At 72.0% G+C, this 25,190-nt stretch carries 20 protein-coding genes; 5 read left to right on the top strand and 15 right to left on the bottom strand.

Annotated features, from left to right (window positions below; genetic code table 11):
* Positions 1-504: 504 nt before the first annotated feature.
* The gene (locus tag ACZ32T_RS28190) at positions 505-1,512 is read right to left on the bottom strand and encodes a stage II sporulation protein M (protein ID WP_467369677.1); all 1,008 of its coding nucleotides are present in this window, start codon (positions 1,510-1,512) and stop codon (positions 505-507) included.
* Between the two features lie 120 nt (positions 1,513-1,632).
* On the opposite strand from ACZ32T_RS28190, the gene ACZ32T_RS28185 reads away from it, so the two are divergent.
* The gene (locus tag ACZ32T_RS28185) at positions 1,633-2,589 is read left to right on the top strand and encodes an RDD family protein (RefSeq protein ID WP_467273794.1); all 957 of its coding nucleotides are present in this window, start codon (positions 1,633-1,635) and stop codon (positions 2,587-2,589) included.
* 53 nt (positions 2,590-2,642) lie between these two features.
* Here the strand turns inward: ACZ32T_RS28185 and ACZ32T_RS28180 are convergent, their stop codons facing one another.
* The 9 genes from ACZ32T_RS28180 to ACZ32T_RS28140 form a co-directional block, all read right to left on the bottom strand.
* Positions 2,643-3,275, bottom strand: a complete 633-nt coding sequence (locus tag ACZ32T_RS28180) for a hypothetical protein (RefSeq protein WP_467369675.1) — start codon at positions 3,273-3,275, stop codon at positions 2,643-2,645.
* Between the two features lie 124 nt (positions 3,276-3,399).
* A complete protein-coding gene (ahcY, locus tag ACZ32T_RS28175; protein WP_467273745.1) occupies positions 3,400-4,857 on the bottom strand; it encodes an adenosylhomocysteinase in 1,458 nt (485 codons plus the stop codon).
* Between the two features lie 264 nt (positions 4,858-5,121).
* Complete coding sequence (locus ACZ32T_RS28170; RefSeq protein ID WP_467273747.1) at positions 5,122-6,117, bottom strand: cation diffusion facilitator family transporter; 996 nt, start codon at positions 6,115-6,117, stop codon at positions 5,122-5,124.
* An 86-nt stretch (positions 6,118-6,203) separates the two neighbouring features.
* Positions 6,204-7,406 carry a mannose-6-phosphate isomerase, class I gene (manA, locus tag ACZ32T_RS28165; RefSeq protein ID WP_467369673.1) on the bottom strand — a complete coding sequence of 401 codons (1,203 nt, stop codon included), beginning with the start codon at positions 7,404-7,406 and terminating at the stop codon, positions 6,204-6,206.
* Positions 7,407-7,459: 53 nt separating this feature from the next.
* Entirely contained in the window at positions 7,460-8,596 is a 1,137-nt protein-coding gene (locus ACZ32T_RS28160) for an SIS domain-containing protein (protein ID WP_467369671.1), read from the bottom strand.
* A 40-nt stretch (positions 8,597-8,636) separates the two neighbouring features.
* A complete protein-coding gene (locus tag ACZ32T_RS28155; RefSeq protein WP_073752985.1) occupies positions 8,637-8,819 on the bottom strand; it encodes a Trm112 family protein in 183 nt (60 codons plus the stop codon).
* A 239-nt stretch (positions 8,820-9,058) separates the two neighbouring features.
* The gene (locus ACZ32T_RS28150) at positions 9,059-10,426 is read right to left on the bottom strand and encodes a phosphomannomutase/phosphoglucomutase (protein WP_467273754.1); all 1,368 of its coding nucleotides are present in this window, start codon (positions 10,424-10,426) and stop codon (positions 9,059-9,061) included.
* Between the two features lie 61 nt (positions 10,427-10,487).
* Positions 10,488-12,104, bottom strand: a complete 1,617-nt coding sequence (locus ACZ32T_RS28145) for an L-lactate permease (protein WP_467369669.1) — start codon at positions 12,102-12,104, stop codon at positions 10,488-10,490.
* A gap of 150 nt (positions 12,105-12,254) precedes the next feature.
* Entirely contained in the window at positions 12,255-12,626 is a 372-nt protein-coding gene (locus tag ACZ32T_RS28140; RefSeq protein WP_356537638.1) for a DUF3499 domain-containing protein, read from the bottom strand.
* 312 nt (positions 12,627-12,938) lie between these two features.
* Here ACZ32T_RS28140 and ACZ32T_RS28135 point away from each other — a divergent pair, with 312 nt between their 5' ends.
* Complete coding sequence (locus tag ACZ32T_RS28135) at positions 12,939-13,367, top strand: metallopeptidase family protein (protein WP_467273759.1); 429 nt, start codon at positions 12,939-12,941, stop codon at positions 13,365-13,367.
* A 19-nt stretch (positions 13,368-13,386) separates the two neighbouring features.
* On the opposite strand, the gene ACZ32T_RS28130 is transcribed toward ACZ32T_RS28135, so the two are convergent.
* From ACZ32T_RS28130 to ACZ32T_RS28120, 3 genes are all read right to left on the bottom strand, one after another.
* Positions 13,387-14,919 carry a DUF5719 family protein gene (locus tag ACZ32T_RS28130; protein ID WP_467369667.1) on the bottom strand — a complete coding sequence of 511 codons (1,533 nt, stop codon included), beginning with the start codon at positions 14,917-14,919 and terminating at the stop codon, positions 13,387-13,389.
* Entirely contained in the window at positions 14,916-18,773 is a 3,858-nt protein-coding gene (locus tag ACZ32T_RS28125; RefSeq protein ID WP_467369664.1) for a glycosyltransferase family 2 protein, read from the bottom strand. Before ACZ32T_RS28125 ends, ACZ32T_RS28130 begins: the two co-directional genes overlap by 4 nt.
* Positions 18,774-19,047: 274 nt before the next feature.
* Positions 19,048-19,311: a WhiB family transcriptional regulator gene (locus ACZ32T_RS28120; protein ID WP_031093859.1), complete on the bottom strand. Its 264-nt coding sequence runs from the start codon at positions 19,309-19,311 to the stop codon at positions 19,048-19,050.
* Positions 19,312-19,960: 649 nt separating this feature from the next.
* Between ACZ32T_RS28120 and ACZ32T_RS28115 the strand changes: the two genes are divergently transcribed.
* From ACZ32T_RS28115 to ACZ32T_RS28105, 3 genes are all read left to right on the top strand, one after another.
* Positions 19,961-20,461 carry a cysteine dioxygenase gene (locus tag ACZ32T_RS28115; protein WP_467369662.1) on the top strand — a complete coding sequence of 167 codons (501 nt, stop codon included), beginning with the start codon at positions 19,961-19,963 and terminating at the stop codon, positions 20,459-20,461.
* A gap of 115 nt (positions 20,462-20,576) precedes the next feature.
* Positions 20,577-21,533, top strand: a complete 957-nt coding sequence (cofD, locus tag ACZ32T_RS28110) for a 2-phospho-L-lactate transferase (protein WP_467273766.1) — start codon at positions 20,577-20,579, stop codon at positions 21,531-21,533.
* Positions 21,530-22,858, top strand: coding sequence for a coenzyme F420-0:L-glutamate ligase (locus tag ACZ32T_RS28105; RefSeq protein WP_467273768.1), 1,329 nt, complete (start codon positions 21,530-21,532; stop codon positions 22,856-22,858). The genes cofD and ACZ32T_RS28105 overlap by 4 nt, the downstream gene beginning before the upstream one ends.
* 23 nt (positions 22,859-22,881) lie before the next feature.
* Here ACZ32T_RS28105 and ACZ32T_RS28100 read toward each other — a convergent pair whose 3' ends face one another.
* Both ACZ32T_RS28100 and manB read right to left on the bottom strand, forming a co-directional pair.
* Positions 22,882-23,886 carry a DNA-3-methyladenine glycosylase family protein gene (locus tag ACZ32T_RS28100; RefSeq protein WP_467273770.1) on the bottom strand — a complete coding sequence of 335 codons (1,005 nt, stop codon included), beginning with the start codon at positions 23,884-23,886 and terminating at the stop codon, positions 22,882-22,884.
* Positions 23,887-24,025: 139 nt separating this feature from the next.
* A complete protein-coding gene (gene manB / locus ACZ32T_RS28095; RefSeq protein ID WP_467369660.1) occupies positions 24,026-25,117 on the bottom strand; it encodes a mannose-1-phosphate guanylyltransferase in 1,092 nt (363 codons plus the stop codon).
* Positions 25,118-25,190: the final 73 nt, after the last annotated feature.

Raw genomic sequence — 25,190 nt, 5'->3', positions numbered from 1 at the left:
CTCAAGGAACGGACGCTTCCTTCGGTCCCGTTTCACCGGGGCCCTCCGGGCGCTTCCCTTCTGTTCTTGCGTTTCCGACTCTATCAGACTCTTTCTTGTCCGATTCCCGGCCGAAGCGGGTTCCTGCTCAATCGCTTTCCAGTTCTTCGCTTTCGCGTTTCCCTTTCCGGCGTTTCCCACTTTACCAGACTCTTTTCCGTTCCGTTTCCGGTCCGAATTTGATTCCGGTGGCCTGTGGAGTGGCCTTTGCCTTTCGGCTGACTCGACTTTATCAGAAGCAATTCGGCCGAAGCGAACCCGGCTTTCTTGCCTGAACGAGAAGAATCGATCGGCTCTGCGAGGATCGCGTCCTCCGCACGAGCGAGATGAACTTTAGACGTTCCCGAGCAAGTAGTCCAACTCGTTGGAACCGTTAAAATCTACCTCTCCACGCAGGCTGTGTCAACAGTCTTTGTGGGCGACCTGAAGGCTAGCAGGTCAGCGGCCCCGTATGCACATCGGTCCTCAGGCCGCAGCCGGCAGCTCGGCGCTGCGCTCCCCGGCGTCGAGGTCCCCGATGTCCCCGGCTCGGGCCGCACGGCCTCCTAGGACATAGACGTACGCGAGAAAAGCCAGTTCAGCCGTGACACCGATGGCGATGCGACCCCAGGTGGGAAGGCCCGACGGGGTGACGAACCCTTCGATGACACCGGAGACGAACAGGACCAGCGCCAGCCCGATTGCCATGCCCAGTGCGGCGCGCCCCTGCTGGGCCAGTGCCGACCGTCTGGTGCGCGGGCCCGGGTCGATGACCGTCCACCCGAGGCGGAGGCCCGTACCGGCGGCGACGAAGACGGCAGTGAGTTCGAGCAGGCCGTGCGGCAGGACGAGCCCCAGGAAGGTGTCCAGACGGCCGGCCGAGGACATCAGCCCGATGCCGACGGCGAGGTTGAGCACGTTGACGAAGAGGATCCCGATCACCGGTACACAGAGGAACGCCCCCAGCACCAGGCACATGGCCGCCGCCTGAGCGTTGTTCGTCCAGACCTGGGCGGCGAACGAGGCGGCCGGATGGCTGGAGTAGTACGTCTCGTACTCGCCGCCGGGCCGGGTCAGTGCGCGCAGCTCCTCCGGTGCGGCGATCGACGCCTGCACCTCCGGGTGTGCGCCGATCCACCAGCCGATCACGGCCGCCAGGAGCGTGGAGAGCACAGCCGTGGGTATCCACCAGTGCCGCGAGCGGTAGACGGCTGCGGGAAAGCCGGCGGTCAAGAAGCGTGCGGCGTCACGCCACGAGGCGCGGCGGGTCCCCGTCACGGTCGAGCGCGCGCGGGCCACGAGCTGAGTGAGACGAGCGGTCAGCACCGGGTCCGGGGCGCTGGACGTGATCAGGGACAGATGGGTGGCGGTGCGCTGGTACAGGGCGACCAGTTCGTCCGCCTCGTCACCTGTCAGGCTGCGCCCGCGGTGCAGAAGATGGTCCAGGCGGTCCCACTCGCTGCGGTGGGTGGTCACGAAGACGTCGAGATCCATGGTCGGCTGCTGCTCCAGGCATGGGTGCGTACGGGTCCGTACTACGGCGGTGCGCTGCGGGTCAGCTTGGCAGACTGTGGTTCCCGAGGGGCGGAGAAGGGCGGCGAGGGGTGGGTGGCGATGAATGAGCTCGTGACCGGGGACGCGGTCGTACTGGGGCTGCGGCCGGCGAGGCTGCCGAGCCGGGCGTTGGCGGTCGCCATCGATCTGGCGGTGCTCCTGACCGTGTTCGTGCTGCTCTCCATCGGTCTGGCCGTGGCGACCGTGACGCTCGACGAAGCGGCCACCGCCGCCATCGCCGTCGCCACGTTCCTTCTGGTGCTGGTCGGCGGACCTGTCGCGGTGGAGACCCTCAGCCATGGCCGCTCGCTCGGAAAACTCGCCTGCGGACTTCGCGTGGTGCGGGACGACGGCGGACCGATCCGGTTCCGGCACGCACTCGTGCGGGGGGCTATGGGGCTGGTCGAGATCCTGGGGACGTTCGGAGTCGTGGGTTGTATCGCCTCTCTGGTGTCAGCCCGTGGCCGGCGGCTCGGTGATGTCTTCGCGGGCACGCTCGTCGTACGTGAGCGGGTGCCGGCCGGCCGGGCCCTGGCAGTGCCCCCTCCCCCGCCCTGGCTGATCGGCCGTTTCGCACAGCTGGATCTCTCGGGCGTACCGGACGGGCTCTGGCTGGCGGTGCGGCAGTACCTGACGCGGATGAACCAACTCGATGCCACAGTGCGCGCGTCCATGGCGGAGCGCCTGTCCGCGGACCTCGCCGCGTGTACGGGGGTTCAGGTGCCGCAGGACGTACCGGCGGCCGCTTACCTCGCGGCCGTGGTCAACGAACGGCAGGCGCGGGATGCCCGGCGGGTGGCCGCGGCCGCGGGCCGCGGCGGCCCGCTCCAGACGCCTGTGGCCGGGCCGGCGCCCACCCCTTTGAACGGGGCGTCCTCCGGCGCACGTCCGACGGAAGCCCGGCCGTCGGACGCCGGCACGCCCACTGCGGCTCCGCCCGGAAGGGCCGGGACAGGGACAGGGTCAGGGACCGGCCCCGAGGCGCAGGCCGCGACGGGCTTCGCCCCGCCCGCCTGAACCCGTACGCGCCGGAGCCCCGGCCCGAGCCTGTCCGGTTCGATGCCTCCGGCTCAAGCCCCGTCCGGCGCGCCAGGCTTGGCCGAGGGCGGGGATTCGAGGTGCTCGAGCTCGATGCCCGGCGCCGCCAGCACCACGTCACCCGCGATGTGCACGGCGTGCTGATCGCCGGTGTCCAGTGCGTTGACCTGGTATTCGTCCACAACCAGGGGCCCGCTGTCAGTGGCGTGCGCTTCACTGTTCAGCAGCGACCAGGACTGGTCGACGGTACGGGGCGCGAGGACCGGGTCCGTGAAGGTGACCAGACGGACGCGGGTCGCGGGGGAAACGGGGGTGAGGCGCAGGAGCCTGGCAGTGGCGACGAGGAAAGCGGGGGACGTGCCGGAGAAGGTGTGGGCGCGGACATTGCCTTCGGTGGCATGAGTGCCGGTGGGATCGGTCCGTACCCAGGTGACACCGTCGAGGGCGGCACCGCGGATCTGCCAGCTCGCGGCGTGCAGTTCGAGGCGGATGGGGCGGCCGAGCTCGTCCAGGGCCAGATCGACGGAACCCAGGTGGGCGCCCGAGGGGCCCGTGGTCTGGGAGACATAGCGCCAGCCGGAGGGGCCGGGCGCGCAGTGGAAGTGTTCTTCGCCGAGGGGGGTGTGGTCGTGGAGATCGTGGAGCGAATAACGGCCGCGGGGCATGGGGTCCTTCGGGTTCCTCGGGCTGTGCGGGTGCGGTACGGGGCAGGCCCCCGGCACGGGGGTGCGGGGGCCTGCGCTCGGACCTGCTGCTGAGAGCTGCGTCGGCCGTCGGCCGACGGCCGGCTCAGTAGCGGTAGAGGTCGGACTTGTACGGGCCCTCCACCGGCACGCCGATGTAGTCGGCCTGCTCCTGGCGCAGGGTCGTGAGCTTCACGCCCAGCGCGTCGAGGTGGAGGCGGGCGACCTTCTCGTCCAGGTGCTTCGGCAGCACGTAGACATCGGTCGGGTACGCCTCGGGCTTCGTGAACAGCTCGATCTGGGCCAGGGTCTGGTCCGCGAACGAGTTGGACATGACGAACGAGGGGTGACCGGTGGCGTTGCCGAGGTTCAGCAGACGGCCCTCGGACAGCACGATCAGGACCTTGCCGTCCGGGAACTTCCAGGTGTGGACCTGCGGCTTGACCTCGTCCTTGACGATGCCGTCGATCTTCGCCAGGCCGGCCATGTCGATCTCGTTGTCGAAGTGGCCGATGTTGCCGACGATGGCCTGGTGCTTCATCCGGGCCATGTCCGAGGCCATGATGATGTCCTTGTTGCCCGTCGTGGTGACGAAGATGTCTGCGGTTTCCACCACGTCGTCCAGCGTGGCGACCTGGTAACCGTCCATCGCCGCCTGCAGTGCGCAGATCGGGTCGATCTCCGTGATGATCACCCGGGCACCCTGGCCGCGGAGGGACTCCGCGCAGCCCTTGCCCACGTCGCCGTAGCCGCAGACGACGGCGGTCTTTCCGCCGATCAGGACATCGGTGGCGCGGTTGATGCCGTCGATCAGCGAGTGACGGCAGCCGTACTTGTTGTCGAACTTCGACTTGGTGACCGCGTCGTTGACGTTGATCGCCGGGAAAAGGAGGGTGCCGTCGCGGTGCATCTCGTACAGCCGGTGCACACCCGTCGTGGTCTCCTCGGTCACGCCGCGGATCTCGGACGCCAGCTGGGTCCACTTCTGCGGTGCCTCACCGAGGGTGCGGTTCAGCAGGGTGAGGATGTAGGCGTACTCCTCGCTGTCCGCCGTCGACGGGTCCGGGGCCTCGCCGGCCTTCTCGAACTCGACGCCCTTGTGCACGAGGAGGGTGGCGTCACCACCGTCGTCGAGGATCATGTTCGGGCCGCCGGTGGGGGTGTTGGGCCAGGTCAGAGCCTGCTCCGTGCACCACCAGTACTCCTCCAGGGTCTCGCCCTTCCAGGCGTAGACCGGGACACCTGCGGGGGCGTCCGGGGTGCCGTTCGGACCGACCGCGATCGCTGCGGCGGCATGGTCCTGGGTCGAGTAGATGTTGCAGGAGGCCCAGCGGACCTCGGCGCCCAGGGCGACGAGCGTCTCGATGAGCACCGCGGTCTGCACGGTCATGTGCAGGGAGCCGGTGATCCGCGCGCCGGCCAGCGGCTGCGTGGCGGCGTACTCCTTGCGGATCGACATCAGGCCGGGCATCTCGTGCTCGGCGAGGGTGATCTCCTTGCGCCCGAAGGCGGCGAGGGAAAGGTCGGCGACCTTGAAGTCCTGGCGATTGGCGGCCGTCGTCATAACGGGCTGCTCCTCGTAGTGGGTCGAGGGTGGTTGGCTGGCTCTGCGGCGGCCACGACGGGCACACGAATGCCCGGGCGATCCGCAGTGCAGTCCGTCGGAGGCCCTCTCTCCCTCGGCCGGTCCACTTGCGCGGACCGATCGACCGCCATCAGCAGCGACGTCTGGTACTCCCCCGAATCTACACCGAACGGCCCAGCGAGCCCCAGTCCGCCCGGGGGGCGGCGTGGGTCTCGGGGCCGTTCGGGGCTGATCTTCAGCGGGTCAGTGGCCGGATTCCTTCGGTGTGCCGTCGGGAGACACGGGGCCTCCCGGTGCCTTGCCCGGGTTGGTGCCCGCGGCAGCGGCCCGCTCGTCGTAGATGTCGGGTTCGAGGTAGATGACCCGGGCGATCGGGACGGCCTCGCGGATGCGGTTCTCGGCGGCGTTGATCGCTTCCGCGACCTCGGCGGCGGACTCCTCGGCCCGGACCGCGATCTTGGCCGCCACCAGCAGCTCTTCCGGACCGAGGTGAAGGGTGCGCATGTGGATGACGCGGGTGACGGTGTCGCCGTCGACCACCGCGGCCTGGATCCTGTCGACGTCCTCGGTACCGGCCGCCTCACCGAGCAGCAGCGACTTCGTCTCCGCGGCGAGGACGATCGCGATCACGATCAGCAGGATGCCGATGCACAGGGTGCCGATGCCGTCCCACACGCCGTTTCCGGTGCCCAGGGCCAGGCCGACGCCGGCGAGGGCCAGGATCAGTCCGACGAGTGCGCCGAGGTCTTCGAGGAGGACGACGGGAAGCTCGGGCGCCTTGGCGCGGCGGACGAACTGCGTCCAGGACAGCTTGCCGCGGGTCTGGTTGGACTCCTGGATGGCCGTACGGAAGGAGAAGCTCTCGGCGATGATCGCGAAGACCAGCACGCCGACCGGCCAGTACCAGGCCTCGATCTCGTGCGGGTGCTTGATCTTCTCGTAGCCCTCGTAGATCGCGAACATGCCACCGACCGAGAACAGGACGATGGAGACGAGGAAGGCGTAGATGTAGCGCTCACGCCCGTAGCCGAAGGGGTGCTGGGGGGTCGCCTCCCGCTTGGCCTTCTTGCCGCCCAGCAGCAGGAGCCCCTGGTTGCCCGAGTCCGCCAGTGAGTGGACGCTCTCCGCCAGCATCGATGAAGAGCCACTGAAGAGGAACGCCACGAATTTGGCCACTGCGATCGCGAGGTTGGCGGCGAGTGCCGCCACGATCGCCTTGGTTCCGCCTGACGCGCTCATGGGTGCCTGGTGTCCCTTCCTCGGTGCTGCGGCGGGGCGCCGCGTTACGGCCGGACATTGTTGCAGCCGCTGGTGCGGACGGTACGTCAGACCACCACGGTCGCACGGAAGAGCGTTCCCGTACCGGCCACTTCTACCGATTCGTCCGCGGGGACGAACACGGATTCGCCGGGTGCGAGAGCGATCTCACCTGCCTGCGGGGCGCCTGCCGTGCAGAGCAGGATCTGCGCGGCGGGCGCGGTGAGGTCGACGGGGCCCCCGCCGGAGGAGAGGACGTAACGCGACAGCCGGAACTCGTCGACCGGCGTCTCGTACAGCTCCTCACCGCTGGGTGCGGCCTCGGGGCGCAGGATGCCGGGCTCGGTGGCTTCGAAGCGGACGATACGGAGAAGCTCGGGGACATCGACGTGCTTGGGGGTCAGACCGCAGCGCAGCACGTTGTCGGAGTTGGCCATGATCTCGACGCCGAGACCCCCGAGATAGGCGTGGGGTACGCCCGCTCCGAGGAACATCGCTTCGCCCGGCTGGAGTTGTACGTAGTTCAGCAGCATGGCCGCGATGACGCCGGGATCGCCGGGGTAGTGGTGGGCGATCTGGGCGTACGGGGCGTGGGCGCCGCCGAGCCGCCCGGCGGCCTCGGCCGCCTCGGCGACCGAGTGCGCCATCTCGTCGCGGTCGGCGGTGAGGATCGCCGTGAGGACCTCGCGCAGTGCCTCGTCCTCGGGGTGGGCGCGGAGCAGGTCCACGAACGGCTTGAGGGAGTCCACGCCGAGGGCGGCTATCAGGTCGGCTGCCTCGGCGGGCCTGCGGAAGCCGCACAGACCGTCGAAGGGCGTGAGCGCGCAGATCAGCTCGGGCTTGTGGTTGGCGTCCTTGTAGGTGCGGTGCGGCGCGTCCACCGGGATGCCCCGGGCTTCCTCGTCCGCGTAGCCCTGCTGTGCCTGCGCGAGGTCGGGGTGGACCTGGAGGGACAGCGGGGCGCCGGCCGCGAGCAGCTTGAGCAGGAAGGGGAGGCGGGGGCCGAAGGCGCGGACGGCCGCGGCGCCGAGTTCGCGCTCCGGGCCGGCCGCGATGACGTCCGTGAGGGACTGCTCCACGGTCGTGGAAGCCGCGCCGCCCGTGGTGGTGTCCGTACCGGCGGTCCGGTCGAGGCGCGAAGGGGCTCCCGGGTGGGCTCCCATCCACATCTCGGCCTGAGGTTCGCCGGTCGGGGCCGTGCCGAGCAGCTCGGGTATGGCCGTGGTGGACCCCCAGGCGTAGGGGCGCACGGTGTTGGAGAGCCGGTCCATGGAGATGAGTCCTCGTGGGATGCGCGGGCGTGGGCGCCCGGGGTGGCGGGCCGTCAAGCCCGGTTGTCGGAGGCCAGGGAGGCGTAGACGGCGGCGAAGTCGGTGACCGCGAGGAGCTCGGCGAGGGTTTCGAGCTCGCTGCCCTCCTCGGGTTCGAGTTCGCTGATGGCCGTGTCGTGGCTCAGGGCCAGTTCGCGGGCGGCCGGGCTCGCGGTCAGGCCGCCGGTGGGCCGGCCCCGGAGCAGGACGACACGGGCCCGCATGGCCTCGGGCTCGTCCACCCGGTCCCGGAAGAAGTCGTCGGGGTCGGCCCCTGCGGCGAACGCTCCGGCGAGCAGTCCTCCGTGGGAGGGCAGCGCCTCCGGCAGCTCGGCCACGAGGGCCGGGCGGCCGGCGAGCTCGGCCAGGACAGCGGCGAAGCGGCGCCCGACGGGGCCGGCGGCCTCGCCCTCCGTCCAGATGAGGGGGAGGCTGTCGGCGAGTTCCGCGGCGAGTGTCTTGGCCGGGTTGCCGTACGTGGCGATGGCCGGCCCGCAGCGCTCGGCGGTGCGGTCGAGGCGGTCGGCGACCTTCTGGAGGATCTCGGGGGGCGCTTCGAGCAGACCCACCCGGTCCAGCAGGGCGAGCAGCGGGGTGAGGAGGGCCCAGAGCGTGCCGGGTCCGGCCGCCGAGGTCTCGGCGTCGTACTCGCCGTGCGGCGCGGCCGCCATGGGCACGACGAGCCCGTGGGCCCCGTCGACGGCTTCGCGCAGCGGGGACCGGACGGGCGCGACCGCGACGACCGTGCAGCCGCGGCGGTAGGCCTGCTCGGCGAGGAGCGCGAGGCCCGGTTCCGAACCGTCGGCCGTGGCGATGAGCAGCAGGTCCACGGATCCGGCCCAGCCGGGCAGTGTCCAGCGCAGCGCTCCGGCGGCGGCCGCGACCCCGGTGGGGCGGATCGCGGTGACGGGCGCGGAGGCGCCGGCGAGGGCGCCGATCAGATCGGCGACGCCGGTCGCGGCGGTGCCGGGCCCCGCGACGAGGACGGCGCGGGGCCGTCCTTCGGGGGCCAGGGCGCCGATTCCCGCCTCGGCGGCGTGCCGGGTGGCGGTGCGGACGCGGGCTCCGGCTTCTGCGGCGCCGCGCAGCAGGCCTCGCCGGTCGGCTCGGGCCAGTGCTTCCGGTGCGTCGAGGAGCGACTCGTCGAGCATGGTGGTGGGCCTCCGATCACCGTGCTGATCAGGGTGCGGGTTACGCGGGGCGGCGGGCCTCGTCGACGAGGAGCACCGGGATGCCGTCCCGCACCGGGTAGGCGAGACCGCAGTCCGCACCGGTGCAGACCAGCTCGGGGCTCTCGGCGGCGGACCGGTCGTCGAGGCCGGCGTGGCAGGCCGGGCAGGCGAGGATCTCCAGGAGGCCGGCTTCGAGCGGCATGGGGTGGGTCCCTTCGGGCATGCGGTGCGGATCCGGTCCGGACCCGGTTCGGGTCCGCGGAGCTTGGGGCGTGGTCAGCCTACCGCCGGGCCGGGTGGGTCGCGGCCCGGCAGGCGCCGCCCGACGGGGCATGCGTCGGCGGCGTGCACCGCGCGGGCGGCGGAGCGGTCGCGGGCGGGCCGGACATCTCGGTCACACCGCACACACGCGCCCCCGTTACCGCACAGACCCCGCGCAGGTCACGCGCGGACGACCGCGAGGACCTCGTCGCGCACCGCCGCCATGGTCTTCTCGTCCCGCGCCTCGACGTTCAGACGCAGCAGGGGCTCGGTGTTGGAGGCGCGGAGGTTGAACCACCAGTCGCCGCCGGTCACCGTGAGCCCGTCCAGCTCGTCGAACCGTACGTCGTCGCGGTGGCCGTAGGCCGCCCTGATCGCCGCCAGCCGGTCCGCCTGGTCCGCCACGGTGGAGTTGATCTCGCCGGAGCCGGAATAGCGGTCGTACCGGTCGAGGAGCCCGGAGAGCGGGCCCTCCTGACCGCCCAGTGCGGCGAGGACGTGGAGGGCGGCGAGCATGCCGGTGTCGGCGTTCCAGAAGTCGCGGAAGTAGTAGTGGGCGGAGTGCTCACCGCCGAAGATCGCGCCGTGCTCGGCCATCTCGGCCTTGATGAAGGAGTGGCCGACGCGGGTACGGACGGGGGTGCCGCCGTTCTCGCGCACGACTTCGGGGACCGACCAGGACGTGATCAGGTTGTGGATGACGGTGCCCTTGCCGCCGTTACGGGCCAGCTCGCGGGCGGCCACCAGGGCAGTGATCGCGGACGGTGACACGCCTTCGCCGCGTTCGTCGACGACGAAGCAGCGGTCGGCGTCGCCGTCGAAGGCGAGGCCGAGGTCGGCCCCTTCGGCGAGGACGCGGGCCTGGAGGTCGACGATGTTCTTCGGGTCGAGCGGGTTGGCCTCGTGGTGGGGGAAGGTGCCGTCGAGCTCGAAGTACATGGGTACGAGGTCGAGGGGAAGGCCCGCGAAGACGGTGGGGACGGTGTGGCCGCCCATGCCGTTGCCGGCGTCCACGACGACCTTGAGCGGGCGGATCCCGGAGAGGCCGACGAGGCCCAGCAGGTGCGCGGCGTAGTCGGTGAGGGTGTCGCGCTCGGTGACCGTGCCGGGGGCGGTGGCGGTCGTGGCGGGCAGTCCGTGCTCCGACCACTGCTCGACCAGGGTGCGGATCTCGGTGAGACCGGTGTCCTGGCCCACGGGGGCGGCACCGGCGCGGCACAGCTTGATGCCGTTGTACCGCGCCGGGTTGTGCGAGGCCGTGAACATCGCTCCGGGCAGGTCCAGCGCCCCGGACGCGTAGTACAGCTGGTCCGTCGAGCAGAGCCCGATGAGCGTCACGTCGGTGCCCCGTGCCGTCGCGCCGCGCGCGAAGGCCGCGGCCAGACCGGGCGAGGACGGCCGCATGTCGTGGCCGATCACGATCGCGTCCGCGTCGGTGACCTGGACGAAGGCCGCGCCGAACAGCTCGGCGAGCGGCTCGTCCCACTGGTCGGGCACGACTCCGCGTACGTCGTACGCCTTCACGAGCTGCGACAGATCAGCAACCACGGCCGGTCCTCCTGGGATCTTTACGGACCGCCCAAACTACCCGGCGGCCCCGGACCTCCGGTCAGGGGAGCATCCAGCCCAGCAGCGCCGTGCTCTGGGCCATCACGACCAGGCACATCACCAGCAGCAGGCCGAGGCTCCACGGCAGCACCTTCCGCAGCAGATCGCCCTCGCGTCCGGCGAGACCCACGGCCGCGCAGGCAATCGTCAGGTTCTGCGGGGAGATCATCTTGCCCAGCACTCCCCCGGAGCTGTTGGCGGCGGCGAGGAGCTCCGGCGAGAGACCGGACTCCCGTGCGGCGGACACCTGGAGCGCGCCGAAGAGGGCGTTGGCCGAGGTGTCGGAGCCGGACACGGCGACGCCGAACCAGCCGAGCACCGGTGAGAGGAAGGCGAGCCCGGCACCGGCCGCGGCGACGGACTGCCCGATGGTGGCGGCCTGGCCGGAGAGGTTCATGACGTAGGCGAGGGCGAGCACGGACGTCACGGTGAGGATCGCGTAGCGCAGTTCGTGCACGGTGGCCGCCCACTCCCGCGCGGCCGTCCCCGCCCGTACGCCGATGACGACGGCGGTGATCAGGCCGGCGATCAGGACGAGGGTGCCGCCGGTACCGATGAGCGGGAGGGAGAACTCGTTGGCGCCGACCGGTTCGCCGTCGGGCCCCGCGACGTCGAGGAACGGCCAGTCGAAGACCTGTGTCGCCTCGGCCAGCAGCCGCTTGACGGGCGGGATCTGGGCCACGGAGAACACCGCGACGATCAGTGCGTACGGAGCATAGGCGCGCAGCACCTCACGGCGCGGGTCGTCCTTGTCCAGGTCCTCGCTGCGCACGCCCGTCAGGACGGCGGCGCGTACGGGTTCGTCGGCCGGCCTGCGGGCGCCGGGGACGGCGATCAGCGCGCCCGCGCCCACCAGGGCGGCCGCGATGTCGGCGAGCTGCGCGGAGACGAAGTTGGACGCGGCGAACTGCGCGACGGCGAAGGCCACTCCGCAGACGAGCGCGGGCATCCAGGTCTCGCGCAGCCCTCGCCTGCCGTCGACGAGGAAGACCAGGATCAGCGGGACCACGAGCGCGAGCAGCGGTGTCTGGCGGCCGACGACCGTGGCGACGTCGTCCAGCGGCAGGCCGGTGACCTGGGCGAGGGTCACCACGGGAGTGCCCATGGCGCCGAAGGCGACGGGCGCGGTGTTGGCGACCAGGGAGACGACCGCGGCCTTGACCGGGTCGAAGCCGAGCGCGACGAGCATGACGGAGCAGATCGCGACGGGGGCGCCGAAGCCGGCCAGCGCCTCCAGGAGCGCGCCGAAGCAGAAGGCGATGACCAGGGCCTGGATGCGGGGGTCGTCGGAGACCCGGCCGAAGGACCGTCGCAGGATGTCGAAGTGGTGGGTGCGGACGGTCATCCGGTACACCCAGAGGGCGTTGACGACGATCCACATGATGGGGAAGATCCCGAAGAGGACGCCTTGCGCCCCTGCGGACAGGGTCTGCCCCACGGGCATGCCGAACGCCAGCCGGCCGACGAGCACGGCGACGGCGAGCCCGATGAGTCCGGCGCGGTGGGCCTTCATACGGACGGCGCCGAGCAGCACCAGCACGGTCACCAGTGGCAGGGAAGCGACGAGAGCGGACAGAGCGAGCGAATCGGCTACGGGTTCGAGTTGCTGGACAAACACACATGCCTCCCCGGATTCCGTCATGCGGAAGCGATCTCTCACGAGTGGGGGAATGGTCGTGTCCGCGACAAGCCAGCGTCAATGCTCCGTACCGGAAAAGTTCTTCCGGCCGGAGCGGCGACGGGTGGGGCGGGTGATGCCGAAGAGGTGTCAGGAGTCCGGGGAGCGCAGCACCCGGAGATGTCCGCGGCGCGCGACCTCCACCGGGTCCGCCGCCCGGGGACCCCTGCCGCCCGGCTGACGGTCCTGGGGCCGGGCCGCTTCACGCACGGCGTTGGCCAGCGCTTCGAGATCGTCACCGCTGGGGCGGGTGGGAGCCGAGGGATCGGAGAGCCGGACGACTTCCCAGCCGCGCGGGGCGGTGAGCCGTTCACCGTGCTCGGCGCAGAGGTCGTAGCAGTGGGGCTCGGCATAGGTGGCGAGCGGGCCGAGGACCGCGGTCGAGTCGGCATAGACGTACGTCAGTGTCGCGACGGCGGGACGGCCGCACGCGGTTCGCGAACAGCGACGTACAGGGCTCACGATGTTGGACGGTACCGCACTCTTGAGCGGGCTGCGACGACTCTCCCCCGGCTCACCCCGTCGTGTCGTCCCCCGCGCGGGGCCCGGCGAGGTCCCGGCACAGCCGTGCCGACCTGCGCGGCAGCCGCTGCGCGCGGGCCGCTCCGACGTCTCCGGGAGGAACACGATCGGTCATTCGACGGAGGGCCGGCGATCGGAGCAGGGACCGGAACCGCACTCAATCCTGGCTGGAATGTTCATCTCGGGACACGGAACAGGCCGGCGGAGGAGCCGTGATCGCCCCGGCCCGAGGAGCGTTACGCTGCGTCGGTGATGGACAGTCCCGTACCGCCCCACCCGCCCGAGCCGAGGCCCCGCCGCCGCGACCGCCATGGCCGCGGCATGCGCGGACCGGTCGCCCCGCCGCAGGTGCCGCTGTCCGTCAGCAGGGCCGAGAGCTTCCGCGATCTCGTCCAGGATTCCGTCGAGCGGCTGGAGCGGCGCTGGCCCCAGCTGACGGACGTCGACTTCCTGGTCCTCGACGTGCCGGGTTCGCTGGATGAGACCGTCCCGCTGGGGCGCGCGCTGTCCGCCGAGAAGGGGCAGCCGGCCCAGATCGTGATCTACCGGCGCCCCGTCGAGATCCGCACCAAGAGCCGCGACGAACGCGCTCTGCTGGTGCACGAGGTCGTGGTGGAACAGGTCGCGGAGCTGCTCGGCCTCTCGCCCGAGTCGGTCGACCCGCGTTACGGGCAGGACTGACCCGCCAGCGGCCCGTGCCTCAGTCGTCCAGGACCGACAGGTCCTGCTCCGCCTCGGGCACCTCGACCATGCCCTCGTCGTCCGGCAGCGTCTGCACCGTGAACATGTCGATGCCACCCTCCTCGACCGTGAGCGTGCGGGCGGCGTGCACCGGGCCTCCCGACTCGGACTCCACCGTGAGGGCGTAGCCGCCCTTGAGGCCGGCCGGAGCCTCCGGCTCGACCTCCAGCGTCGTGCCGCCCTTGACCGTGTACGTCTTGACGGTCGCCTCGCCGCCCTCGCTGCCCGCCGACGCGGTGACCTTGACCTTGGCCGTCTCGCCGGGGGCGGTCAGGGAAAGCACCGAGCCCTTCGCCCGGTTGTCGGCCACGCTCGCCCGTTCGCCCACGGGGCCGGTGGCCGGGATGAACGCGACCTCCTGCTCGGCCCCCTTGCCGCGCACCACGCGCAGGGCGGCGACCACCGGAGTCGCGCTGCCGTCCACGGGGGTCAGCCGGAGCGAGCCGGGCTCCCCCCGGGTGACGTCCTTGAGGTCGACGCTCGCGGTCATCTGCGACTTGATGTGCAGCGTGTCGTTCCCGGCCGGCGAGAACGCGCCGTTCTTGCCCAGGAGCTGGACCTTCACATCGGCGTCGTCCTCCCCGGGCGCGAACGCCACCAGGCGTACGGAGGTGGCGTCGGCCGGGATACCCGGCAGGACCTGGGTGCCCGCCGGGTCCGCCGAGGCTGCCAGCCAGTCGCTGCCCACCTCGTCCTCGGCGGCGCTCACGACCGCGCCGACACGTCCCGAGCGGGTGGTGACATGGACGGTGACGTTCTCGGCGGCCTCGCCGGTCAGGGTCGAGATCAGCATCGGGACACTCGACCTCGCCGGGACGGTGATGCCCTCACCGACATCGGACTTCAGGGGGCCTTCGGCACCGTAGAGCTCGATGTCCGCGACGGCGGCGGTGTCGTCGGGGTTGGTGAGGTGGACATAGTCCTGACGGTCCTTCCCGGTGCTCGCCCCCGGGAACCAGAAGTCCGTGTCGGGAGCGGTGCAGCTGACGCCGAGCAGACCACGGGCACCGCCCGCGGCGGCCATGGTGGTCTGCTGCGCGGTCCAGCCCGGGGCGAACGCGCCGGTGGCGGTTCCGACGAGCGCGGGAGCTCCCGACTTGGAGGTCTCGGCGGTGGACGCCTTGCCACGGTCCTTGAGGGAGAGGACGGGCTTGCTGTCCGCCGCCTCGTCCTTCTCGTCCTTGCCGTCCTTGCCGTCCTTGCCGTCCTTGCCCGCGTCCTCGTCCGCGGGGAGGGCTTCGGCGGCCTTCAGCTCGGCGGCACCGGCCTCCTGGCCGCCCTTCCCCGCCGGGGTGAAGGAGGTGTACGTCGTCTCCGCCAGGTCGGACATGCTCGGCTCGGGGCAGAGCAGGCTGGAGCGCTCGACGGGAAGCCGGGCGGCGGCCTCGGCCTCCGTGGCGCCCTCGTCACCGGGCACGGTGAGCGCCGCGAAACCGGTGACGGCGGCGAGGGCGACGACGCCCGCGATGAGGGACAGGGGGGTGGACTTCACTCGGACTCGCCTCGCGATGCGTTGCCGTTGCCGTTCGGCCACGGGCCCTGGCCCGGGGTCGCGTTCTCGTCGTGCCCGTCATGCCCGTCGTACGGGGCGGCTTCGCCGGTTCCCGGGGCGTAGGGCTGCTGCTGGGCGTAGCCGTACGGGTCGTAGGCGCCCTGCTGCTGGTACGGGTCCTGCTGGTACGGGTCGGGCTGGTAGTACTGGCCGGCGTCCTGGCCGCCCTGGTACTGGCCGTAGTCGGCGCCCTGGTACTGCTGCTGCGCCTCCCACTCCCCGTAGTTCTGCTGTGGGACCGCCGCGTAGGTAGCGGTGCCGTCCTGGGCTCCCGCGTACGGATCCGTACCCGCCTGGGCTCCCGCGTACGGGTCCGTCCCGTCCTGGCCGGCCGCGTACGGGTCCGTCCCGTCCTGGGCACCAGGGACCGCGGCGTACGGATCGGCGCTCTGCTGCGCCGGGATGTGATCCCCAGGATCCCCCGGGGTCTGCTCCGGGACGCCCGGAGCCGCCTCGCCGTACCCGGCCGCCGCACCGTCCTGCGCGTCGGCCGTCCCCGCCGCCTCGTCCGTCGCCGCGGCTTCCGCCTGGGCAGCCGCGCGCAGCCTGCGGGCCCGGCGTCCCTCACCGGCGACCGGCTCGGCCGCGACGTCCTCGGTCTCCTCCGGCAGGTCGTCGTCGATCTCCCGGCGGCGGCCCGGCAGGGCCAGCACCACCAGGACGACGCCGAGCGCCACCTGCGTCCAGACCCAGGCGGTGTGGGTGACGGGTTCGTCGAAGGTGAGGTCCAGCGTGCCGCCCTCGGCGGGCAGCTCGAAGCCCTGTGCCCAGCCGTCCACGGTCTTCGGGGTCAGCGCCTTGCCGTTCAGCGTGGCCTGCCAGCCCGGATCGGCCGCGTCGGCGATCCGGAGCACCCGGCCGGAGCCGCCCTCGGGGATCTCGCTGTGCGCGTCGACGGCGAGCGATCCGACGGGCACGGGCTCCGCACCCTCGCCGGAGGGGACGACCGCGACACGGGAGACCTGACGGTCGACCCGCCACAGGGCGCTGCCGTCCAGCTGGCTGAGCCTGCTCAGCCCCGGGGTCGAGTCCAGTACCCGGCTCATCTGCCGGGGCGCCCCGTCGCGTACGAGTACGTAGCGGATCGCGAAGCCGCTGAGCTGGCTGCCCTGGTCGGCGCCGGAGCCCGCGACCAGGTTGGCGACGACCTTGTCGAGGTGGGTGTTGCTGCCGCCGGCCTCGGTGAGCTCGGCGTCGCCCAGACGGGCGCCCGAACCACGGACCAGGCTGTAGGAGACGGCGGCGGGGGACGTGCCCCCGAGCACCAGCGTGCGCGCCTGGTCGCGGGTGCTGCTCTCCTCCGCGACGAAGGCGGGCACCTGAACCGGGTCCCGGCGCTCCACCGGACCGGCCGCGCCGCCGATCATCCAGCCGGCCGCGGCCAGGACCGGGGCGAGCCCGGCGGCCAGGGCGATCAGCGCGGCGACCGGCTGCCGCCAGCCGAAGCTCAGCGCGGCGACCCGGACCCGGGCACCGTCCGCGCCGAGCAGCGCGGCGGCGAGCAGCGCGATGCCGTAGACGAGCGTGGCGGGCCCCGCCCAGGTGGAGCCGTTGGAGACCGCGGCGAAGACCAGGGAGACGAGCACGACGACCCACGCGGTGCGGATCGCGAACTGCCGCTCCCCGCGCAGCAGGGCGGCCAGCGCCGCGAGCACGATGCCCAGCAGCAGGACCCCGCCCGCGGCCTTGGGGCCACCGGGGCTCATGCCGAGCAGGTCGAGGGCGGACGCCGTGCCCGTACCGATGTCGAGCCCGGCCTCCTTCAGGAAGGCCGAGGGGCTGGTCAGCAGGGAGAGCGACCAGGGCGCGAGGACGAGGAGCGGGGTTCCGGCCGTGGCCAGGAAGCGCAGCCCGTACGCCGCGATGTCGCTCCGGCGCAGCACGAGCACCCCGATGCCGAGGACCACCGCGAGCGGCCAGACGATCGGGGTGAAGGCCGTGGTGAGGGTGAGCAGCAGGGTGTACGCCCAGGTGGCGCGCCAGCTGCCGCGTGCGGTGGAGCCGTCGCCCCGCAGCCCGTGCGCGGCGACGGCCGCGCGGGCGATCAGCGGGAGCAGGACGGCCAGGACGGCTGTGCCGAGACGCCCGGTGGCCAGTGCTCCGGTGGCGGCGGGCAGGAAGGCGTACGCGACGCTCGCCCAGGCACGCAGGAGCCGGGACTCGAGCAGCGGCCGGGACGCGAAGTAAGCGGTGAGCCCGGCGAGCGGGACCGAGCAGACGAGCAGGAGGGTCAGCGCGAAGCCCGTGGAGCCGAGGAACAGCGCCGACAGGGCGGCGATCACGCCGAGGTAGGGCGGTGCGGACTGAGTTCCGCCGGTACCGACGGGGTGCCAGCCGTCCGCGTAACGCCCCCAGAGGTCGGAGACGTCGGCCGGGGCGGGCAGCAGCGCGCCGCCCGCGAGTGCCCCGCTGCCGAGCAGACCACGGCAGGCCACCAGCGAGACGACGAGGAGGAGCGCGAAGAGCACGGGTCCGGGCTTACGGCCCATCTTCTTGAGCCGTGCGAACTGTTCGATCTCCAGGAAGTCGGCGTCGTCACCGCCGGGCCCTGACTCGACCGCTCCGTGCCGTGAGCCTCCGGAGTCGGAGTCGGTGCGGCTGCCGAAGTTGCCCACGACCTGTTCGACGGTGGCCCGGACCGTGGCGCCGGGCGGCGGGAAGAGGGACCGCAGCTCGGCCGCGTCCACCGTCCCTCCCTTGCGCGCGCGGCGCGCGGCGAGGATCCGGCCGGGGCGCAGCAGGGTGCCGAACAGTCCGGCGACCTCGTCGAGCGCCTGCCCCGGCACCTTGCCGACGAGGTAGGCGAGGGTGCGCAGCAGGGTGCCGACGACGAGGCGGACCAAGGCCCACGGCAACTGCTTGCCGCGGGCGTTGACGAGCATCGTGTAGACGGCGCCGGCCTTGTCGACGCGGTGCGGGCTGGCGACGGAGCGTCCGGCACAGTCGATGGGGCGGCGTTCCCTGGCGGAGGCCTCGGCGTGCCGCAGGACGGCGTCGGGGGCGACGAGCACCCGGTGGCCGGCCATGTGCGCGCGCCAGCAGAGGTCGACGTCGTCACGCATCAGGGGGAGCCTGCGGTCGAAGCCTCCGAGCTCCTCCCAGACGTCACGGCGCACCAGCATGCCGGCGGAGGAGACGGAGAGCACCGTACGGACCTGGTCGTGCTGCCCCTGGTCCTGTTCGCGGCGGTCGAGGCCCGTCCAGCGGCGTCCGCTGTTGGCGATGGAGACGCCGACCTCGAGGAGCTGCTTGCGGTCGTACCAGCCCCGCAGCTTGGGGCCGACGATCGCGGCGTGCTCGTCGTGGTCGACGACGCGGAGCATCTCCGCGAGCGCGTCCGGCTCGGGGGCGCTGTCGTCGTGCAGCAGCCAGAGCCACTGGACGGGTTCGCCGTGCGGCAGCTCCGGCTGGTCGTACGCGTCGTCGCGCCAGCTGCGGGTGACGGGGTCCCAGCCGCTGGGACGCTTCAGATACGGCAGGTCGTCGGGGGTGAGGACGCCGGCCGTGCGGGTCGCCTCGTCGACGGCCGTGCCGAAGCTCGTACGCCGGGCCAGGTGGAGGACGCGCTCGCCGCCCAGCGCCTCGGTCACCAGCCGGGCGGAGTCGTCGGCGCTGCCGGTGTCGGCGGCGACGACGTTCTGTACGGGGCGCTCCTGCCCGAGCAGTCCGCCGAGCACGTGAGGCAGCCATCGTGCGCCGTCGTGCGAGACGAGCACGGCGGTGACGACGTGCCGGGGGAATTCTGGGGCGGCGGCGGCCGCGTTCGGCGCCGCCGAGTGGCTGTGCACGGACATCGGGGTACGGGCCCTCCGGCCGGGTCCGGAGGGGGCTCCCCCCGGGGGCTGCATCGGTGTACACGCGCGCCCCGGCGGGGCGTTGACGCGTCTCTCGGACGGGGCCCCACACTAACGGTACGGATGTCCGGCCCGCGCCGAGCGGTTGACCCGCGGGAACGGAGACGGCCTCGGATGCCGGAGATGGCCGGACATGCCGATGGCCTGGGGGCCGCACCCCGCGTGCGGGGTGCGGCCCCCAGGCCATCGCCGTCCCGGTGCCCGGGTGCGGACGTCAGATGGCGGCCTTCTTCAGGCGTCGCCGCTCCCGCTCGGAGAGACCGCCCCAGATCCCGAAGCGTTCGTCGTTGTTGAGGGCGTACTCGAGGCATTCGGAGCGGACCTCGCAGGCGAGACAGACCTTCTTGGCCTCGCGGGTGGAGCCGCCCTTCTCAGGAAAGAAGGACTCGGGGTCGGTCTGGGCGCACAGCGCGCGCTCCTGCCAGCCGAGCTCTTCGTCCGCGTCCTCGACCAGCAGTTGCTGGAACAGCTCGGTCATGTGCGCCCCTCGTCTGTCTCTTGCGTCCCCGTGATGCGGCCGTTATCGATGCGGCCGAACGACACGAGTGAAATTACAAGTGTGTAGCTTCGGGCCAGTCAAGCGAAGATCTGCTATTGGCCTCGGTATTCACTCTGCGGAACCAAGCCTATGCGGTAAGTGTTCAAATCACCAAAAACCTGACATATGCCATCGGCTCCACCCGGCCACACTTCCCACTCGGTGGGACGAGCGAGGCGGTCCCGATGTTTCGGTTTGATCACCGAAGCGACCAAGATCACAGTAGGGTCACGGCCCGTCAAACGCGTTTACGGACACAGTTGATGCGCCACCTTGCCCCTGCGAGGGGTGCCAAAACCTTTCTCCAGCGACCGCAACCGGATGGGGTGAAACATTGCCGCCAAATCGGGCATTGGGTTGACAGAGGCCAGACCCACCCGGTCTCCTTGACTGCATGCCAGCGACCGCAGTGACGTACACGACCCACATCCGTGGGTTCCGTACGGCTGTCCAGGCCCGCTGTTGCTGTTCCAGCTGTCACAGCTGTTGAAGCCCTAGCGCTCCAGCTCTGATCCAGCTTCGTTTCACCGCATTCCGGTCTCCGCGCCCCCCCGTACGCGTATCCACATGCCGAGGAACCACCGCATCCATGAACAGCGACAGCGACCTTTCGATCGCCGGCGACATTCTTGAGGTCCAGCACCTCCTCCAGCCGGCCGGCCCCCATCCCTCCACCGTGGCCGGGTTCGCGGGGCTCGCCCGCTCCATCGCCGGGGACCGCGCCCGGTGGGCGCCACTCGTCCGGTACGACACCACGACCCGCTGGTACCACCGGCTGCAGGAAGGGCCGGGTTACGAGGTGTGGCTGCTGAGCTGGGTACCCGGCCAGGGCAGCGGCCGCCATGACCACGGCCTCTCCTCCGGGGTGCTCACGGTCCTGGACGGTGAGTTGACGGAGCACACGGCACGCGGGGCGCAGTCCCTGGACGCGGGCGCGCAGCGCGTCTTCGCCCCGGGATACGTCCACGAGGTCGTCAACGACTCCCTGGAGCCCGCCGTCAGCCTGCACATCTACTTCCCGGGCCTGACGGACATGCCGATGCACGCGGCACAGTGCGCCCCGGCCGCCCAGGGCGCCGTACCGGCCTGACGCCCCACCCGCCGCCCACCACCACCCCCACAACGATCAGGCTTCGCCTGACAGCCCACCCGTCGCCCACCACCACCCCCACAACGATCAGGCTTCGCCTGACAGACTGTCGGTCATGCGCATTGTGGTTCTGGCCGGCGGTATCGGTGGTGCTCGTTTCCTGCGTGGCCTCAAACAGGCCGCGCCCGACGCGGACATCACGGTGATCGGCAACACCGGCGACGACATCCATCTGTTCGGGCTGAAGGTCTGTCCCGACCTCGACACCGTGATGTACACCCTCGGCGGTGGCATCAACGAGGAGCAGGGCTGGGGGCGTACCGACGAGAGCTTCCGGGTCAAGGACGAGCTCGCGGCGTACGGCGTGGGGCCGGAGTGGTTCGGCCTCGGCGACCGTGACTTCGCGACCCACATCGTCCGTACGCAGATGCTCGGCGCGGGTTACCCCCTGAGCGCGGTCACCGAGGCCCTCTGCGCGCGCTGGAAGCCGGGGGTCCGGCTGATCCCGATGTCCGACGACCGCATCGAGACGCATGTGGCCGTGGACGTCGACGGCGAGAGCAAGGCCGTCCACTTCCAGGAGTACTGGGTGAAGCTGCGTGCCTCCGTACCCGCGCAGGCCGTCGTGCCGGTGGGCGCGGAGCAGGCCAAGCCCGCCCCGGGCGTCCTGGAGGCCATCGCCGGGTCGGACGTCATCGTCTTCCCGCCGTCCAACCCCGTCGTGTCGGTGGGCACCATCCTCGCCGTGCCCGGCATCCGGGAGGCGATCGCCGAGGCCGGAGTCCCCGTCGTCGGGCTCTCCCCCATCGTCGGCGACGCCCCCGTGCGAGGCATGGCCGACAAGGTGCTGGCCGCCGTGGGCGTCGAGTCCACCGCCGCGGCCGTCGCCCAGCACTACGGTTCGGGCCTGCTCGACGGCTGGCTCGTCGACAGCGTGGACGCCGGAGTGGTCGACGAGGTCGAGGCGGCGGGGATCCGCTGCCGCGCCGTCCCGCTGATGATGACCGACGTCGACGCCACCGCCGAGATGGCCCGCCAGGCCCTGGCGCTGGCCGAGGAGGTACGGGCATGAGCGGCGCACCGGACGTCGCGGCGCCCGCGTACCGCGTGTGGGCGCTGCCCGGGATGCCCGAGGTGCGGGAGGGCGACGACCTCGCGAAGCTGATCGCCGCCACCGAGCCCGGCCTGGCCGACGGCGACGTCCTGCTGGTCACCTCGAAGATCGTCTCCAAGGCCGAGGGCCGGATCGTCGAGGCCACGGACCGGGAGGCGGCGATCGACGCCGAGACCGTCCGGGTGGTCGCCCGGCGCGGGACACTCAGGATCGTGGAGAACCGGCAGGGGCTCGTCATGGCCGCGGCCGGGGTCGACGCCTCGAACACCCCGGCCGGGACGGTTCTTCTGCTGCCCGAGGACCCGGACGCGTCGGCCCGGCTGATCCGGGACGGCCTGCGGGACGCGCTCGGGGTCGAGGTCGGGGTCGTCGTCACGGACACCTTCGGCCGCCCCTGGCGGAACGGCCTGACGGACGTGGCGATCGGGGCCGCGGGAGTCAGGGTCCTGGACGACCTCCGGGGCGGCACCGACGGATACGGCAATCCGCTGGGCGCCACCGTCGTGGCCACGGCCGACGAACTGGCTTCCGCCGGTGACCTGGTGAAGGGCAAGGCGTCCGGGCTGCCGGTCGCGGTGGTGCGCGGGCTCCCCCACGTGGTGGCGGACGCCTCCGCCGACGAGGACCAGGGCGCCCGGGCGATGGTGCGGGTCGCGGCCGACGACATGTTCCGGCTGGGCACGTCCGAGGCGGTGCGCGAGGCGCTGAATCTCCGGCGCACGGTCCGCGAGTTCACGGACGAGCCCGTCGACCCCGGCGCCGTACGCCGAGCCGTGGCGGCGGCCGTGACGGCTCCGGCGCCCCACCACACGACCCCATGGCGCTTCGTCCTGCTGGAGTCGGAGCGGTCGCGGCACGAGCTGCTGGACGCCATGCGGGACGCCTGGATCGCGGACCTGCGCCGGGACGGCCGGAGCGAGGAGTCGGTCGCCAAGCGGGTGCGACGGGGCGACGTCCTGCGTAACGCGCCGTATCTCGCGGTCCCGTGCCTCGTGATGGACGGCTCGCACACCTACGGGGACGAGCGGCGGGACACCGCGGAGCGCGAGATGTTCGTGGTCGCCGCCGGCGCGGGCGTGCAGAACTTCCTGGTGGCGCTCGCGGGTGAGCGGCTCGGCTCGGCGTGGGTCTCCTCGACGATGTTCTGCCGGCCCGTGGTGCGCGAGGTGCTGGACCTGCCGGGCTCCTGGGATCCGCTGGGCGCGGTGGCCGTGGGGCACCCGAAGGGGACACCGCCGGCGCGGGCGGCCCGGGACGCGGGAGAGTTCATCGCGGTCCGCTGAGGAGCGGGCCCCGGGACCGCCGGTCAGAGCCGGGCGATGTCCCGGGGCGTCATCCTGGGGGCCCGGCGCGCCGGGGTGTGCCCGGAGAGCATGATCAGACGGGTCGCACGGTGGCGTTGGCCCTCGTACGGGGCGAGGAGCTCCAGCATCTCCTCGTCGTCGGCGTTCCTGTTGCCCGCGAGGACGTGACCCACGATGCCCGGCAGATGGAGATCGCCGACCGTCACCGCGTCCGCCGCGCCGTTCGAACGCTGCAGGGTCTCCGCCGCGGTCCAGGGGCCGATGCCCGGGATCAGCTGGAGTCGGGCCGACGCCTCGGGGAGTTCCATGGCGGCCGCCTCCTCCATCCGCCGGGCCACCCGGACCGCGCGCAGGATCGTGGCGGAGCGCTTGGCGTCCACGCCCGCGCGGTGCCACTCCCAGGACGGGATCAGTGACCAGGTCCTGGCGTCCGGCATGACGTAGAGGCCGTACGTGGCGAACGCCGCGTCGGCCGGGCCCGGGGCGGGGGTGCCGTGGGTGCGGAGCAGGAGCCGCCAGGCGCGGTAGGCCTCGTCGGTGGTGACCTTCTGTTCCAGGATCGACGGGATCAGGGACTCCATGACCAGCCCGGTGCGCAGCAGGCGCAGACCCGGCCGGCGGCGCTGGGTCAGGGCGATCAGCCTGTGGCGGGGACGGAAGGCGTCCGGGGTGTCGCCCGCGCCGAGCAGTGCGGGGAGTCCGTCCAGGAGCCACTCGGCGCCCGGCCCCCAGGCCGTCGCCGCGACGCGGCCGTCGGGGGCCGCGGAAACCCGCAGCGTGCCCGGGCCGGCCGGGGTGCGGGTCGCCCGCCAGAAGGTTCCGTCGGGCAGGGCGCGGTAGGCGGGGTCCGCCGGACCGCGCCGCAGCGGGCTCAGGACCAGCCGCAGGTCGAGCGGGTCCGGCGGGGTCCAGGTCCGGGTCCGCGGCGGGGCGGACGCGGAGCCCGCACCGGACCCCGGCTCCTGACGGGGCACGGCGGTGGTGCGGGGTACGAAGCGTCCTGCCACGGGTGAGGTCCTCGGTCGTCGGGGGGTTCCTGCCGAGGGTAGACCGGACGGGCCCTCTCACGGGCCGGTGTGCCCCCTCACCGGACCGTGGCGCCGGTCACCGGCCGGTGGCGTCCGCACGCCCGGCCCGTGACACCGGTCACTGGTCGGACGAGAAGCGGACCGATGCGTCCGGGAGGACCGCGCCGCACCAGACACGGATTCCGTCGCGCAGTTCGTTGTCGGCGCCGACCTGGGCGCCGTCCCCGATCACCGCTCCCGTGAGCACCGAGCGGCTGCCGATCCGGGCCCCGGCCCCGACCAGCGAGTCGGTGACGACCGCGCCCGGTCCGACGACGGCGCCGTCCAGCACGGTGGAGCCCGAGATCCTCGCGCCCTCGCCGATCAGCGCGCCCTCGCCGATGACCGTACCGCCGGTGAGTTTGGCGTCGGCCGCCACGGAGGCGGTGGGCAGGACGAGCCGGTCGCCGCAGCGGCCGGGCACGGCCGGGGAGGGTGCGCGGCCGAGGACCAGGTCGGCGGAACCGCGTACGAACGCCTGCGGGGTGCCCAGGTCCAGCCAGTACGTGGAGTCCACCATGCCCTGGAGGTGGGCTCCGGCGGCCAGCAGGCCGGGGAAGGTCTCGCGCTCCACGGAGACCGGCCGGCCCGCCGGGATCGTGTCGATGACCGACCGGCGGAAGACGTACGCCCCCGCGTTGATCTGGTCGGTGACTATCTCCTCGGGGGTCTGCGGCTTCTCCAGGAAGGCCGTCACCCTGCCCGTGGCGTCCGTCGGCACGAGACCGAAGGCCCGCGGGTCCTCCACCCTGGTGAGGTGCAGGGAGACGTCGGCCCCGGAGGTGGCGTGCGCCGAGACCAGGGCCCGGATGTCGAGGCCGGTGAGGATGTCCCCGTTGAACACGATGACGGGTTCGTCCGGGCCCGAGGCCAGGCGCGACGCCACGTTCCTGATGGCCCCGCCGGTACCGAGGGGCTCGTCCTCGGTGACGTACTCGATGGAGAGGCCGAGCGACGAACCGTCACCGAAGTACGGTTCGAATACCTCCGCCAGGTAGGACGTCGCGAGCACGATGTGCTCCACCCCGGCCGCCCTGGCACGCGCCAGCTGGTGCGTGAGGAACGGCACCCCGGCCGCCGGAACCATCGGCTTGGGGGTGTGCACCGTGAGCGGACGCAGCCGGGTGCCCTTGCCACCGACCAGGAGGATCGCTTCTTTTGCCTCTGTCACAGCACCGTCTCTGCTTCCTGCTGGGGCCGGGCCTCGTTTCGGCTGGCCAGTGTATGCAGACCGTTCGGAGCCT

The sequence above is a fragment of the Streptomyces sp. NPDC023573 genome, from assembly GCF_055559735.1.
The sequence above is the reverse complement of the archived record's forward strand: the minus strand, read 5'-3'. Positions and strand labels throughout refer to the sequence as shown.

Bases quoted from the DNA above. Each gene is read 5' to 3' on its own strand.
- manA (WP_467369673.1), bottom strand. From the start codon at position 7,406: ATGGACCGGCTCTCCAACACCGTGCGCCCCTACGCCTGGGGGTCCACC.
- ACZ32T_RS28170 (WP_467273747.1), bottom strand. From the start codon at position 6,117: ATGAGCGCGTCAGGCGGAACCAAGGCGATCGTGGCGGCACTCGCCGCC.
- ahcY (WP_467273745.1), bottom strand. From the start codon at position 4,857: ATGACGACGGCCGCCAATCGCCAGGACTTCAAGGTCGCCGACCTTTCC.
- ACZ32T_RS28155 (WP_073752985.1), bottom strand. From the start codon at position 8,819: ATGCCGCTCGAAGCCGGCCTCCTGGAGATCCTCGCCTGCCCGGCCTGC.
- ACZ32T_RS28115 (WP_467369662.1), top strand. From the start codon at position 19,961: ATGAACAGCGACAGCGACCTTTCGATCGCCGGCGACATTCTTGAGGTC.
- ACZ32T_RS28120 (WP_031093859.1), bottom strand. From the start codon at position 19,311: ATGACCGAGCTGTTCCAGCAACTGCTGGTCGAGGACGCGGACGAAGAG.
- ACZ32T_RS28125 (WP_467369664.1), bottom strand. From the start codon at position 18,773: ATGTCCGTGCACAGCCACTCGGCGGCGCCGAACGCGGCCGCCGCCGCC.
- cofD (WP_467273766.1), top strand. From the start codon at position 20,577: ATGCGCATTGTGGTTCTGGCCGGCGGTATCGGTGGTGCTCGTTTCCTG.
- ACZ32T_RS28180 (WP_467369675.1), bottom strand. From the start codon at position 3,275: ATGCCCCGCGGCCGTTATTCGCTCCACGATCTCCACGACCACACCCCC.
- ACZ32T_RS28185 (WP_467273794.1), top strand. From the start codon at position 1,633: ATGAATGAGCTCGTGACCGGGGACGCGGTCGTACTGGGGCTGCGGCCG.
- ACZ32T_RS28105 (WP_467273768.1), top strand. From the start codon at position 21,530: ATGAGCGGCGCACCGGACGTCGCGGCGCCCGCGTACCGCGTGTGGGCG.
- ACZ32T_RS28135 (WP_467273759.1), top strand. From the start codon at position 12,939: ATGGACAGTCCCGTACCGCCCCACCCGCCCGAGCCGAGGCCCCGCCGC.
- ACZ32T_RS28190 (WP_467369677.1), bottom strand. From the start codon at position 1,512: ATGGATCTCGACGTCTTCGTGACCACCCACCGCAGCGAGTGGGACCGC.
- ACZ32T_RS28160 (WP_467369671.1), bottom strand. From the start codon at position 8,596: ATGCTCGACGAGTCGCTCCTCGACGCACCGGAAGCACTGGCCCGAGCC.